We start from the raw sequence: 14,932 nt of genomic DNA on the forward strand, positions 1-14,932 counted from the left end.
TGATAATGCCGTAAACGCTGCGGCACGCTACACTGCTGATCGCCCTTTCGAGAATGCAGGAGTCATGGATGCCAGCCTCAGCGCTTTCACTGTTCACCCCGGCCACGCAACAGTGGTTTCGCCGCACTTTCCCGGCGGCGACTCCCGTACAACAGGAAGCCTGGCGCGCCATCGCCAGCGGACAACACTGCCTGGTGATTGCCCCAACCGGCTCCGGCAAAACGCTGGCGGCATTTCTGCATGCGATCGACGCGCTGTATCGCGAGCGCAGCCGTGACGAACCCGTAGCGCGCAGTCACAAGACGCGCATTCTGTATATTTCACCGGTTAAAGCGCTTGCGGCTGACGTGCAGCGTAACCTGGCGCTACCGCTGGCGGGCGTTGCCGCTGAGCGCGCGGAATTGGGTGAGGCGGAAATCACGCTGGAGGTCGGCATGCGCTCCGGCGACACGCTCAGCGCCGAACGGGCAAAGCTGCAGCGCCGGCCGCCGGACATCCTGATTACTACCCCGGAATCGCTTTTCCTGCTGCTGACGTCAAAAGCCCGCGAAACGCTGCGTGGCATCTCGACCGTGATTATTGACGAAGTTCATGCGGTGGCGGGAAGTAAACGCGGCGCCCATCTGGCGCTCAGCCTGGAACGGCTCGATGTATTGCTGGCGCAGCCTGCTCAGCGCATTGGCCTGTCGGCCACCGTGCGACCGCCAGAAGCGGTGGCGGCTTTCCTCGGTGGCGCGGGTATTGCGCGCATCGTCAACCCGCCGGCGCAGCGGCCGCTGCAGCTGACAATTACTGTGCCGGTAGAGGACATGACGGACATCCAGCAGCGTCCCGATGCGCGCGCCGCGCAGGAGAGCAGCCTCGCCGCCGGTTCCATCTGGCCACATATTGAAGCCGGCATTCTGGATGAGGTATTGCGCCATCGCGCGACTTTGGTGTTTACCAATTCGCGTGGGCTGGCGGAAAAACTCACCGCACGGCTCAATGAACTGTATGCGCGACGCGCCGCGCCGGAGCAGGGCGTAGCAGAGCCAGCCCTCGCCTATGGCTCTTTTAGCGGTGGAACCGAAAAACGCGCCACGCCTGCTGAAGCGTATATTGCCCGTTCGCATCATGGCTCGGTGTCGAAAGAGCAGCGGCTGGAGATTGAGAACGCCCTGAAAGCCGGCGAACTGCGCTGCGTGGTGGCGACATCCAGTCTTGAACTGGGAATCGACATGGGCGATATCGATCTGGTGATTCAGGTCGGGGCACCGCCTTCGGTGGCCAGCGCGCTGCAGCGTATTGGCCGGGCCGGTCACCAGGTCGGCGGTACGCCGAAAGGCATTATCTGGCCGCGCACGCGCCGCGATCTGGTTGATGCGGCCGTGACGGTGGACGCAATGCTGGCAGGTGAACTGGATGCTATCGCTTTGCCACACAATCCGCTCGATATTCTCGCCCAGCATACGGTGGCGGCGGCGGCCATGGACACCCTGTCCGTCGAGGCGTGGTATCAACAGGTACGCCGTGCCGATCCGTTTAAAACGTTACCACGTAACGCCTTCGATGCGGTGCTGGATATGCTGTCTGGCCGCTACCCTTCGGACGAGTTTGCTAACCTGCGCCCGCGCATCATCTGGGATCGACAACAGCAAACCTTAAGCGGTCGCCCGGGCGCGCAGCATCTGGCCGTCACCAGCGGTGGCACCATTCCGGACCGCGGGATGTTCAGTGTGATGCTGCCGGAGGGCGAAGAACAGTCCGGTGCGCGCCGGGTCGGCGAACTGGATGAGGAGATGGTGTATGAGTCGCGAATTAACGACATCATCACGCTTGGCGCCACCTCGTGGCGCATCCAGCAAATTACGCACGATCAGGTGGTAGTGGTGCCGGCACCCGGTCGCTCGGCGCGCCTGCCCTTCTGGCACGGCGACAGTCTCGGGCGTTCGGCGACACTCGGCGAAGCCATTGGCCGCTATTTGCGACATGCCGCCAGCGGAGTGTTGCCCGGCAGCGACAACCTTGACGCCAATGCCCGACACAACATTCGTGCGCTCATCGACGAACAGTTTGCCGCCACAGGCCTGGTGCCTGACGATCGCAATTTGCTGATTGAGCGCTGTCGCGATGAAACCGGCGACTGGCGCGTGATTTTGCATTCCCCTTATGGTCAGCGCGTGCATGCGCCGTGGGCGCTGGCCATCGCTGAGCGGATTGGCCGCCAGATGGGGCTCGATCCGGCCGTGGTCGCCAGCGATGATGGGATTGTCGCGCGCTTCCCTGACAGCGAAGGCCGGGTGCCAGGCGCTGAACTGTTTTTGTTTGCGCCGGACGAACTCCAGCGACAGGTGACGGCTGCGGTGGGACAGTCTGCGCTGTTTGCCGCCCGCTTCCGCGAATGCGCCGCGCGCGCCCTGCTGCTGCCGCGCCGCAATCCCGGTAAACGTTCTCCGCTGTGGCAGCAGCGGCTGCGTGCCGGGCAGCTGCTGGAAGTGGCGCGGCAGTTCGACGATTTCCCAATTTTGATCGAAACCGCGCGTGAATGTCTGCAGGACGTGTATGACCTGCCGGCACTGCATCAGCTGATGGCACGGATACAACAGGGCGAGGTTAAGCTGACTGAAGTTACCACCGATACGCCCTCGCCGTTTGCTGCGCCGCTGCTGTTTGGCTATGTCGCCGAATTCATGTATGCCAGCGATGCGCCGCAGGCGGAACGGCGCGCCTCAATGCTGGCGCTCGACAGCACGCTGCTGAGCGATCTGCTGGGCCAGGTTGAGATGCACGAGCTGCTGGCGCCCGAGGTGGTGGTACGCGTTGAGCAGGAGCTTCAGCGCACCGTTTCCGATTATCAGGCCAGCACTCAGGAAGCCGTGGTTGATCTGCTGCGCGAGCTGGGGCCGCTCACTGTGCCGGAAATCACGGCGCGCTACAACGGCGAGGCGGCGCTGATGCCGCTGCTAACCACGCTGCAACAGGCGCAACGCATCATTCAGGTTACGATTGCGGCAGAGGCGCGCTGGGCTGTCGCCGAAGATGGCGTGCGGCTGCGCGACGCGCTGGGCACGGCGCTGCCAGCTGATCTGCCCGCCGGGCTGCTCGCGCCGGTGGCCCGTCCGCTGCATGACTTACTTAATCGCTATCTGCGCACCCACGCTGTCGCCACCAGTCTGCAAATCGCCGCCCGTTTTGGTCTGGGCCGCGCCGTGGTCGACCACACGCTGGAAGAGCTGCGTCAGCAGCAACGCGTACTGAAAGGCGATTTCCTCTCGCCTGCGGTCGATGCGTCAACGCAGTGGGTAGCGGAAAGCGTATTTCGTCGTTTGCGCGTGCGATCGCTACAGGCGGCGCGTGAGGCCACCCGACCGGTCGAAGCGCCGGCGTACGTGGCTTTTCTGCTTGAGCGCCAGGGATTGCTGAGCGACGTCGCGGCAGCTGCGGCACAGGGCGCCTTTGCCGGTATCAACGGCGTGGTGCGGGTGATTGAACAGCTGGCTGGCGTGGCGCTGCCGGTTTCGCTGTGGGAAAGCCAGATTTTGCCGGCGCGGGTGCGTGATTATCAGCCAGCGATGCTGGATGAGCTGCTCTCTTCCGGTGAAGTCATCTGGAGTGGCCAGCGGGCCCCTGGCGCGCAGGACGGACTGGTCTCCCTGCACCTGAGTGAGTTTGCCAGTGAAACGTTACCAGTGCCTGATGAGGGTAACAATGTGACGCTGTCACCTTTGCAGCAGGCGATTGTGGCGCAATTACAGGACGGCGGCGGCTGGTTCGCCCGCGAGCTGCTGCCGCGCGTCATGGCGCAACCTGAACAATCTGTCGATCCCGGCGAAGTCTTTGCCGCGATGTGGGAGCTGGTATGGCGCGGCTATCTGACCATGGATACCTGGGCCGCGCTGCGCCAGCTCAGCACCACCAGCCACACGACACGTCCACGCCCGGCCCGTCCTGCGCGCAGTCGCCACAGGCGGGCCAGTTTCGCGGCCAGCCGCAGTGCTGCTACGCAGCCCTCGCTCAACAGCATGGCCGGACGCTGGTCGCTGATTGTGCGGCAGCCGCTGGCCGATACCGAACGCGCCCTGGCGCTGACTGAAAATATGCTCGACCGCTTTGGCGTGATCACGCGCGGTGCCGCCGTGGCAGAGCAGATTCCCGGCGGCTTTCCGGCGTTGCAGCCGCTCTTGCGCGGCATGGAGGATGCCGGACGGCTGCTGCGCGGCCGCTTTGTTGCTGGCATGGGTGGCGCGCAGTTTGCTGAAAATCCGGCCATCGACCGGCTGCGCCAGCTCGGCAGCGCGCAGGCCACGCATCCGCCGGTGGCGCTGGCAGTGCTGGATCCCGCCAATCCCTTTGGCGTGCAGCTGGCGTGGCCGCTCAGCGTCGGTGGCGTGCGGCCTACCCGCCGCAGCAGCGCACTGGTGGTGATTGGCAATGGGCGCGTTATGTTGTGGCTGCCGCCGGGTGGTAAAGAGCTGTTAACTTTTGGCGACATTAGTGAGGAGCAACGCCAGGCCGCCATCGTGGCGCTGGGCCAGGCCTTACGCCGGGAGAAGACCCACAGCTTCATTCTCGAACGGGTGGACGATCAGCCGGCCAGCCAGTCATCGCTGCTACCGGCCCTGAAAGCCATCGGCTTTTCCCGCGTGCCGAAAGGTTACAGCTGGTATGGCTAAGCCTGCAGGCGGTAACGATGCTGCTGCAGGCGTTCGGCCTGACGCGGCGTGGCCACCGGCCAGCTAAGTTGCGGAAACAGGTATAGCCGGATGCTGAACAGATGAAACAGCGGCAGCAACAGCGCCTCGTCACGTTGCGCCAGCTGTTCCAGCTGCATCAGCAGCACATCCAGCTCCTCCTGCAAATCCTCATGCGGCGGCGTCTGCAGCGACTTCAGCCTGCGCTTAAGAAACAGTCCCAGCTCGTGAAACATCTGCCCGCTGTCCAGCTGATAACGGCTCAGCAGCGCCTGATGGCGCGCGTAGTAGTCAAAGCTATTAACCCCCAGCCACACCTCGGTCAGCAGCATTCCCGCCGGCGCCATATCGGACTGCGGATCAAGGTGCAGGCGCGGTAGCACCACGTTGACCTTATCCAGCATCAGGCCAATAAAACGCTGGCGTCCCAGCAGCGATGAGCCGTTGCGCTCAATCTCCTTGATAAAGCGCAGCAGTTCACGCAGGCCGTGACGCACGGCACGGCGCGCGGTCCACGATGGCCGCTTGTTGCGCATCAGCGCGGTCAGGATCACCGCAAACAGCACGCCGGCCATTGAAGCAATCGCATTATTGACCAGCAGCACCAGATCGGGTTTCAGATGATGTCCGAGCCCGATAAAGCCGGGGATCTGAATCGCCACGCTCAGACCGATCATGTTGCTGGCCGGTCGCGCAATCATCAGCCCGAGCAGCAGCAAACCCGGGGCCAGGCAGAGGATCAGCGCCTCGAACGAGGTTGCCTGCGGCAGCAGCAGCGCGACATAAATCACGCTGATAAAGATCGCCACGATCACCCCACGAATAAACAGCTTCATTGAGGTCAGCGGCGTATCGAGGCTGGCGAAGAAGGAGCTGAGAATCGCGGCCATTACTGGCGCTGATGCCCCGTCGCGCCAGCCGGTCGCCATCCACAGCAGGCAGGAGCCAAAGGTGGCGCAAAATGCCGTCAGCGCCGACAGCCGAATCAGCCCTTTGTCGAAAAAGCGATGCGTGCGTTTGCCGCGCGCCAGCGTGGTGTCGCCTGACAGATCGCTGACCAGCCCGCCCACGCTCTGGTAAGCCCCGGCGATACGCACAAAATCCACCAGCCGCTCCAGCAGGCCGGTAAACAGCAGACAGTGTTCGGTAGACAACTCGCCATTGCGCCACGCCGCATTCAGCCGATCCTGACAAAGGCTCAGTTCCAGCTGAATGCCAATGACATCGCCCACCGCTTCGCCGTCATTCAGCCACAGCAGGAACTGCTGCAGGGTCTGCTCAACCCAGGCAGGAAAGGCAATCTGGCGCGCTGCCAGCCGCTGCAGCCGCATCTCAATCGCCGTCAGCGTGGGGATTAAGTATGAAAGATGCTGATACTGCGTGCTGACCAGGCGAATCAGCCGCCGGGCCGCGTCGCCCTCGTACACGCAATGGGTAATCAGGATCTCGACCTGCTGCGGATTAGTGGCCATGCGGGTCAGGATTTCGTCGCGTTCTGGCGATCGGTCAGCGGAAATGCCAGAGAGTAAATCGCGGCACAGCTTGCGCCCGTTGAGATACCACTGGCTGACGCTCTGCTCCAGCAGACTGCGCATCGAGACCGGAAACAACAGCGCGTGCACCAGGCTGCTACACACAATGCCTAAAGTAATTTCCTCAATGCGCGACAGCACGGTGCTGGTGATACCGAGCGGCGTCGTCACTTCCGGGAAACCCATAATCGCGGCGCTGTAGCCCGCCAGCATAAAAACATAGCTTTTCGGCGTGCGGTCGTGCAGCGACAGATAGAGACACAGGCTCACCCACAGTGAGATACACAGGCTGAACAGCAGCGGATGCGCCACAGTGAGCGGAAAGATAAAAAAGATGAAGACGCCACCGAGCAGCGTGCCAAGCAGGCGGAACAGCGATTTGGAAATGGTGGAGGCCGAATAAAGCTGCGATGCCACAAACACCGTGGTCAGCGCCCAGGCGGGACGATCAACATTCAGTTCAAGAGCCAGATACAATGCCAGAAAAGCGGCCAGACAGGTTTTTACAGCAAAAAAAACGGCGTTTTTCGAAAACCACTGCATGTCACGGAGACCAGAAGGCGCTAAGTGCGGCGTATCCTGCCAGAATCTGGCGGGCGCTCATCCCGATAACTACGACAAATTGTTTCGTAATCGAAAACGGTGTTCATACGCGCCTGACATCAGGCACAGAATGCTTTAAGGAAACTAATCGAACGCAGCGATCGGCGGGTCGCCGGCGGGATATCTGCGCTGTCACTGCCGCAGAAAGCAGCAATCTGTCTTCAGCGGCAGAAATGTGTCGCAGATCACACTTTGCTGCCGGACGATGCTATCCATAAAATAATTTCGCGCAATAAGGCGCAGTTTCCTGCGCCCGATCATTTTAATAGCTGACGATGGTCACCCAGTTCGCGTCCCGGCCGGCTGGCGCCTCGCCCACCCGCTGCAACGCCCCGCTGCGCGCCTCAATCGCGTAGCTGCCAATAACCGCACTCTTCTCACCGCTCACCACCAGCCAGCGGCCATCGGGGCTGATCGCCATGCCGCGCGGCTGTTTCTCCACCGGCCAGCTGCCGATCAGCGTCAGTTTGCCATCCTGCTGGTTAACACGATAACCGCTCACGGTACTGCTGGTGCGCTCGCTGACATACAGAAAACGCCCGTCCGGCGTCAGCTGGATATCCGCTGACCAGATGCGCGGCGTGCTGTCGCTGTAACCCGGCGGCCGTTCACGCCCATGTTGCAGATGATACTGCGCCGCCACCGCGTTGGGCGTTTCCGCCACTTTCACCAGCTCGCCGCTGGTTTCGCGTCGGAACTGGGTAATGATGCCGCCCATTTCACCAAGGTTGTACAGATAGCGATTATCCGGCGACAACACTGAGTGGCGCGGACCGTTGTCGGCGGCGGTTGCTACCCCGCCCTTATCAAGGGCGCTGAGCGTGCCGTCTGCGCCCAACCGGAGCTGCAGCACGCGATCGGTGCCAAGATTGCCCACATAAGCGTGACGACCGCTGGCATCGACAATCACCGAATGTGCCGCATGACCGGTTTTATAGCTGCCGACCGGCGGCGTAGCGATGGTGCCGCTGGCCGTCAGGCGGTAAACCTGCACCACGTCGCCATCATAAGAGGCCCCCAGCAGAAAGCGTCCCTGACGCTCAGTGCTGATGTAGGGGTAACTGGCCGCAGCCGGCACGGTGTGCCGGTTGTTCAGATCGCCGCTCTGCGAGTCAATCTGCCAGCTCGCCAGCTGCAGCGGGTTACTGCGAATCGCCGCATACAGCGTTTTGTGATCCGCACTGAGCGCCATCGGCATCACTTTGCCCCCGGCCTCAGTGCGGCCAAGCAGCTGCAAAGCGCCGCTACGCGCGTCCAGCGTATAGCGCGCGATGGTGCCGTCGTCGGCGGCGGATACGTAAACAAAGGTCTGCGCCAGCAGTGGCGCGCTCACCGTCATTGCCGCCAGCAGCGTAACGGTGCGCAGGCTGTTTATCATGGTGTTCTCCTTGATGAGGGGTAATCAGACCCGGTTATACGCAGTAAAGCACGCGCCTGTTATGTGAGATTGCCCGACCTCACCTGGGCACTTCTCCAGCAAGCCAGGCTAATCAGGCAATTAGCGCGCCGGCGAACCTGATGTTTTGTCCGGGTTTGTGCGCGGGCTCACCTGGCGTGGCCGCGATGTGATGCAGGATTTTGCGGTGATGATTCTGGCTACGGTGGGTATACCACACAACTGGCTGAACACCTGACAGCGCGTCAGGTGTTCAACCGTGTCACAGGTTTTAACCTGCCGATTGCGCGACAGGTGCACAGCTTACTGCAACTTCACGCCTTTGGTTTCTGGCGCTAACCAGACCACCACCATCGCGGCAAGAAAGGCGATCACCGTGGTGGCCAGCCCGGCGGTGAATCCTCCAACGCTGGCCACAAAGCCAATCAGCAGCGGCGCGATAAAGCCGCCCAGGCGCCCGCCGTTATACGCCAGCCCCATTAAAAAGCCGCGTGACTGCGTGTCGCCAATGATCTCAGCGAGGAAAGGACCGGAGCCGGCAAAAATTCCGTTTACGCCAAACCCTGCCATGAAGATGGCGACCATCAGAATCAGCGGCTGAGTGGTCGCCAGATACATGCCGACCGCCACCGCACCGATAAACAGGTAGAGCAGAAACATCGGCCTGCGCCCCCACTTATCGGCCAGCAGTGAGAACACCAGGAAGCCAGCAATGGCACCGGTTTGCAGGGCCAGCACAAATTTCAGGCTGTGAAGAAAATCGAGATGCTTAACTTCACGAAGATAGGTTGGCGTCCAGGTGAATACGCCCCAGAACAGGTACTGAATGAAAAAGATAAAGGTAAATGCCAGCAGCAATCCTTTGAGGTTGATTTTGCCGGTACCTGCCGCTTTGCTCTGGCGGTGAGCGCGTTCCTGCTGGCGCGCCAGCCAGACGGGTGATTCAGGCGTGATATAAGCAATAACCATCATGATAAACACCGGCAGTGCGCCAATCATGAAAAGGTAGCGCCAGCCGCCGTTTTCCAGCCCGCCGGTCAGGGCCGTCACCAGCGCCGTCAGGCCAATCGCCAGGATCGCCCCCACCGGTAACCCCATTTGCATCAGCGCGCCACCGCGTGCACGACGTTCCGGACGCCATGTTTCGGCGATCAGTGCCGCTCCTGACGTCCACATGCCGCCCATACCCAGCGCACCGCAGAATCGCAGCGCAGCAAACGCCTGAGGATTGTGGGAGAACGCCAGCAGTCCAGAGAAAAGTGAATAGATGGCGATACAGATGAAGGCCGTTCTGACGCGTCCGATCTTATCGGCAACCAGCCCAAACAGAATGCCACCAATAATCTGCCCGCCTGCCGTGGTGCTGATAAACACGCCAAGTTCCGTTTTGCTGACATCAAATACCACGCCCAGTACCGGTAATAACAGCGAGAGCAAAAACGAGTCATAGCTTTCAAACGTCCACCCTAACCCGCCCAGCGCCAGCGTCCTTTTTTCTGCCGATGTATACGAGATCGCTGCAGCGGACTCATCCTGCGCCAGGGGAGGCGCTTCATGCAGTCTTGATTTGATATTCATCCATATTCTCCAGGGAGGATAAGCGATAGCGTGAGGCCGCGGTGCGCCAGAACAGCTGTTCTCTTTCGGTTGGCGAAGCGTGCTCAGCCAGCCTTTTACAGGCATTCCAGAATACGCCGTAGCTGAACATCCCTTTGTCGACCGGGAAGTTGCTGGCAAACATACAGCGCCCGACGCCAAACGCGTCAACCAGGGTTTCAAACTGCGGCCGCCAGGCCTGCGAGAGCGTCAGGGAGTCCGGTGGCATGGCGTGCTGGGCGAAGGAGTAGCCCATGACGGTCATGCCGAAACCGCTGATTTTGATGCTCACGTTTGGCAACGCCGCCAGCGCAATGATGGCCTTTTTCCATTCCTGGAAGGTGGCATCCCGTTTGTCGGCATACGGCCCGCTACCGATCGGCCCGCCGCAATGGTCCACAATAATGTGCAGATCGGGTAGCGCCCGTGCCAGCTCAGCGATTTCATCGAGTTGGGTGTGATAAACCCAGACATCCAGCGACAGTCCTTTGCGGGCCAGGCATGCGGCACCGCGCCGGAATGCGGCACTGGCCGCCAGACCGGCGGGCGGCGTCGCGGGACTGGATACCACGCGCGGGTCATCGTGCCAGGCCAGCGGATTACGCATCCCGCGTAACCGTCCCCCTGAACGTTCCGTCATGCTTTCAATCACCGGCAGCAGGTCATCGCCAGCCAACAGGCTGGCACCGCCGACAATCGCTTCACAGCCTGCCGCCGCGCCGTAATGGCCGCTGTTAAACATTGCCGCGACGCCGCTGGCAAACTCCACCTCACCGACGGGTTTGAAGGCCTCCGGTCCGTTGCGGCGCAGCATTGAACGGCACTGAATGTAGACGGTGGAGAGTATCCGGTGGCCGGACGTTTCGATATCGTGGCTGAATTCAGGCGCCAGATAACGCCCTGACTGGCGGTCCCATAAGTGATGATGCGCATCGACCATCGGCAGGTCGGGCATCAAAGCGGGTTCATGATGCAGTGCCAGCCAGTGCTCTCTGACAGGCAGATGCGGTGCGTTAACGATCTCCATAGTATCCCCTCTTAACTGCCTGATTTAAATCAGGTCTGAAACGCTGCTGGCGTGCCTCATCGGTGAAGCAATGAGTTGCACCAGATAAAACACAGTTTTACATAGTAAATTGACTATAGATTCACCGCATAACCGATAGCCAGCAAAAAGGGGATGTTAATGATGTAAGTAAGATGTTAATCACAAATGTCCTGCTACACCTTCTTATGGCGCGATAGCACATCCGGCCCCGCATCAAACATCCATTCCCTGCCCGGTCATTGGCTACACTTGCTGTTTTACCCGCGCAGAAACAAGGAAATGCTATGACTCAACACGCTTCAATCAATCACGCCTGGCTGCTGGCGTCACGCCCGGACGGCGAGCCGGTGAAAGAGAACTTCCGCTTTGTCGAACAACCGCTGCCGCAGGTGCAGGCGGGACAGATGCTGCTGCGCACCCACTATCTGTCGCTCGACCCGTATATGCGTGGCCGCATGGATGACAGCAAATCCTACGCGCCGCCGGCGCAACTCGACCAGCCGATGGTCGGCGGCACCGTATGCCAGGTGGCGGAATCGCAGCATCCGGATTTCAGCGCCGGCGACTGGGTGCTGGCGGCCAGCGGCTGGCAGAGCTATGCCCTGTCCGATGGCACTGGCGTGACTAAAATCGGTCATCTGCCCCATCCATCCTGGGCGCTGGGCATTCTGGGTATGCCGGGCTTTACCGCCTACATGGGCCTGATGGATATCGGTCAGCCCAAAGCCGGTGAAACGCTGGTTGTCGCCGCCGCCACCGGACCGGTGGGTGCCACGGTCGGTCAGCTCGGTAAGCTGAATGGCTGCCGCGTCGTCGGCGTGGCCGGCGGTGAGGAGAAGTGCCGCTACGCGATTGACACCCTCGGTTTTTCCGCCTGTATCGATCATCATCGTGACGATTTCGCAGAACAGCTGGCGGCCGCCTGCCCGGACGGTATCGACATCTATTTTGAAAACGTCGGCGGCAAAGTATTCGATGCCGTCTTCCCGCTGCTCAACACCGCCGCGCGCGTGCCGGTGTGTGGCCTGGTGTCGGGCTACAGCAGTCGTGAACTGCCGCCCGGCCCCGATCGCACGCCGCTGATCATGGGCGGGATTCTGAAACGCCGCATCCGTATGCAGGGCTTCATCATCTTCCAGGATTATGGCGATCGCTATCCGGAATTCCTGCAGGCGATGACGCCGCTGGTCGAGCAACAAAAAGTGTTGTACCGCGAACACATGGTAGAAGGGCTGGAGCATGCGCCGCAGGCGTTTATTGACATGCTGAAAGGCAAAAACTTCGGCAAAACCGTGGTGAAAGTGGCGTAGCCAGCGGTTCTCCCCCCGACTGTAAATCCGGCCTTAGTGTGCGAGCACTAAGGCTTTTTTGCGCTTTGCTTAACCGCTATTGAGATATAAGCCCTCCGCGTGCGCATGCGATGATGCCCTCCTCTATCCTCTTCTACCGGAGAAGTCATTATGTCGCTGACCTTAGCCGACTCCGCGGCGCTGCCGCGTAAAGTCAATACGCAACAGACGGAAGCACCGGTGCCATTACCGGCTGGCGCCGCGCATATCATTCGCGACGATGCGGAAGCTATCGCCGTAGCCCATCAGCTGGCGGCCAGCTTCGCGCGCGAGGCGGCACTGCGCGATCGTGAGGGCATTCTGCCCCTCAAAGAGCTGGATGCGTTCTCGCAAAGCGGCCTGTGGGCAATGGCCATCCCCAAAGCCTGGGGCGGAGCGGGCGTGTCGTGGACCACCGTGGCCAGGGTGATCGCCATCATTTCAGCTGCCGATCCGGCGCTCGGTCAGCTGCCGCAAAACCATCTGGCCGGTGTGGCCCATCTGCTGGAAGACGGTAGCGAAGCACAAAAACAGGTACTGCTGAGCGAGGTACTGGCCGGGCTGCGCTGGGGTAACGCCTTTTCGGAGAAGCATGGCCGCACGGTCGCCGATTTTCAGACGCGCTTTCGGCGTGACGGTGATGAGGTGGTGATTAACGGGGAAAAATTTTATGCCACTGGCGCGCTGCTGGCGCATCGAATCCATGCCGTGGCGCTGGACGAGCAGGACCGGGCGCATCTGATTGTGCTCGATCGCGACACGCCGGGCATCAGCGTCATTAATAACTGGTCGGCCTTTGGTCAGCGCACGACGGCTTCCGGTACCGTACTGCTGGAGAATGTCCGCGCCCCGCTGTCGCGCGTTATTCCTACCTGGCAGGCGTTTGAGCGGCCAACCGCTGCCGGGCCGATTTCACAGATCATTCAGGCGGCGGTGGATGTCGGTATTGCGCGCGGCACCATTGAAGACACCCTGCAATTTGTTCGCGAACGCTCGCGGCCGTGGATTGACAGTGGCCAGGCGCGCGCTGCCGATGACCACTTCACGCTGGCGGCAGTCGGTGATTTGAAAATCCGCCTGCACGCTGCCGAAGCGCTGCTGTGGCAGGCCGGAACAGCGATTGACGCCGCGCTGGCGCAGCCCGATGAAACCAGCGTGGCACGCGCGACCGTGGCCACCGCCGAGGCCAAAGTGCTGACGACGGAGATCGCTCTGCTTGCCGGTAACAAACTATTTGAGCTGGCTGGCACCCGCGCCACGCTGCAGGAGTTTAATCTGGACCGCCACTGGCGCAACGCGCGCACCCATACGCTGCACGATCCGGTGCGCTGGAAGTATTACCACGTGGGTAATTATTATCTCAACGGCACGCCGCCGCCGCGCCATGCGTGGAGCTAAGGGCGGCGGAAGCGCGTTGCCGGATGGTCAGCTGCCAGGCGCGGCTGACCCGTCAGACGTTCACGCAAGGTTAACGGCTGTGCTGGCTGAGGACGCACCCGCCCGCGCTGGCGCAGTACCGGCATGACCCAGGCAATGAAATCGTTGAAGCTGCCCGGGCTGATAGCCCAGCCCAGATTAAAGCCGTCCACGCCCGATTCTGCCGCAAACTGATCCAGCCGATCGGCAATGGTTTCGCCGCCGCCCACCAGCAACGGATGCAGACCACCGATACCGATGTAGCGGGCTGCCTCACGCAGCGTCCAGCGTTTTTGATCGTCAATTCGCGTCAGGCTGGCCAGCGCCGAACGGCAGGCGTCGGTTTCGCGAAAGGCCAGCGGCATGTCCGGATCCTCCTGCGACCAGTCGATACCGGTCCACGCCGAGAAAAGCGCCAGCGAAGCCTCTTCACTGATGTATTGCTGATAATCCTCAAGTTTGGCCCGGGCGGCATCATCATCCTCGGCCGTGATCACCGTGATGGCTGTGACAAAACGCAGCGACGCCGGATCGCGCCCTTCTGCCACGGCCAGCTGACGAATGCGCTGAATATCGCTGGCAATCGCCTGCGCGGTGACGCCACCGAGGAAAATGACTTCTGCGTTACGGGCAGCAAACTGCGCACCGCGTGCCGAAGTGCCAGCCTGAAACAGCACCGGGGTGCGCTGTGGGCTGGGCTCACTGAGATGTGCATCCGGCACCTGATACCAGCGACCATAATGCTGAATAGCGTGCACTTTTTGCGGATCGCTATACAGGCTGTTGGCTTTATCGCGGCTAACCGCATCTTCCTCCCATGAGCCTTCCCACAGCTTCGCGGTCACATCCAGAAACTCCTGTGCGCGATCGTAACGCTCATCATGCGGCAGCTGCCGGGTCAAACCCAGATTGCGCGCCGCGGAATCAAGCATGGAAGTCACCACGTTCCAGGCGATACGCCCGCGGGTGAGATGATCAAGCGTCGTGAACTTGCGCGCCAGCAAATAAGGATGTTCGTAGGTGGCAGAGACCGTAATACCGAAACCGAGGTGCTGCGTGACGGCCGCCATGGCGGAGACCAGCAGCAGCGGATCGTTCACCGGCATCTGAGCGGCCAGGCGCAACGCCGCGTCCGGCTTGCCCTGCCACACATCCAGTTGTCCCAGCGCATCAGCAATAAACAGCGCATCAAAACCTGCTGTATCAAGCTGCCGCGCGAGGGTCGTCCAGTAATCCAGCTCGGTATAGCGGTGCGCCTGATCCTGGGGATGTCGCCACAATCCGGCAGAGAGATGACCAGGGACATTCATCATGAACGCAAACAGCAAAAACGGTGAAGGCAT

The 14,932-nt window shown here is 61.1% G+C and carries 8 protein-coding genes; 3 read left to right on the forward strand and 5 right to left on the reverse strand.

Features of this window, described 5'->3' with window-relative positions:
• The first annotated feature begins 68 nt into the window (after positions 1-68).
• On the forward strand, positions 69-4,652 hold the full coding sequence (locus KOL70_RS05245; protein ID WP_371824651.1) for an ATP-dependent helicase: 4,584 nt from the start codon (positions 69-71) through the stop codon (positions 4,650-4,652).
• Here the strand turns inward: KOL70_RS05245 and KOL70_RS05250 are convergent.
• The 4 genes from KOL70_RS05250 to KOL70_RS05265 form a co-directional block, all read right to left on the reverse strand.
• The gene (locus KOL70_RS05250) at positions 4,649-6,745 is read right to left on the reverse strand and encodes an FUSC family protein (RefSeq protein ID WP_058774673.1); all 2,097 of its coding nucleotides are present in this window, start codon (positions 6,743-6,745) and stop codon (positions 4,649-4,651) included. The genes KOL70_RS05245 and KOL70_RS05250 overlap by 4 nt on opposite strands.
• A 322-nt stretch (positions 6,746-7,067) precedes the next feature.
• Complete coding sequence (locus tag KOL70_RS05255; protein WP_159378156.1) at positions 7,068-8,183, reverse strand: beta-propeller fold lactonase family protein; 1,116 nt, start codon at positions 8,181-8,183, stop codon at positions 7,068-7,070.
• Between the two features lie 321 nt (positions 8,184-8,504).
• Entirely contained in the window at positions 8,505-9,779 is a 1,275-nt protein-coding gene (locus KOL70_RS05260) for an MFS transporter (protein ID WP_215480319.1), read from the reverse strand.
• Entirely contained in the window at positions 9,754-10,824 is a 1,071-nt protein-coding gene (locus tag KOL70_RS05265) for an amidohydrolase (RefSeq protein WP_215480320.1), read from the reverse strand. The genes KOL70_RS05260 and KOL70_RS05265 overlap by 26 nt, the downstream gene beginning before the upstream one ends.
• A 305-nt stretch (positions 10,825-11,129) precedes the next feature.
• Between KOL70_RS05265 and KOL70_RS05270 the strand changes: the two genes are divergently transcribed.
• Positions 11,130-12,155: an NADP-dependent oxidoreductase gene (locus KOL70_RS05270; RefSeq protein WP_215480321.1), complete on the forward strand. Its 1,026-nt coding sequence runs from the start codon at positions 11,130-11,132 to the stop codon at positions 12,153-12,155.
• A 150-nt stretch (positions 12,156-12,305) separates the two neighbouring features.
• Complete coding sequence (locus KOL70_RS05275) at positions 12,306-13,571, forward strand: SfnB family sulfur acquisition oxidoreductase (protein WP_215480322.1); 1,266 nt, start codon at positions 12,306-12,308, stop codon at positions 13,569-13,571.
• On the opposite strand, the gene KOL70_RS05280 is transcribed toward KOL70_RS05275, so the two are convergent.
• Positions 13,568-14,932, reverse strand: a complete 1,365-nt coding sequence (locus KOL70_RS05280; protein ID WP_058780554.1) for an LLM class flavin-dependent oxidoreductase — start codon at positions 14,930-14,932, stop codon at positions 13,568-13,570. The genes KOL70_RS05275 and KOL70_RS05280 overlap by 4 nt on opposite strands.

Source organism: Pantoea sp. B270, from assembly GCF_018726825.1.
In the GTDB taxonomy this organism is placed as follows: domain Bacteria; phylum Pseudomonadota; class Gammaproteobacteria; order Enterobacterales; family Enterobacteriaceae; genus Pantoea; species Pantoea dispersa.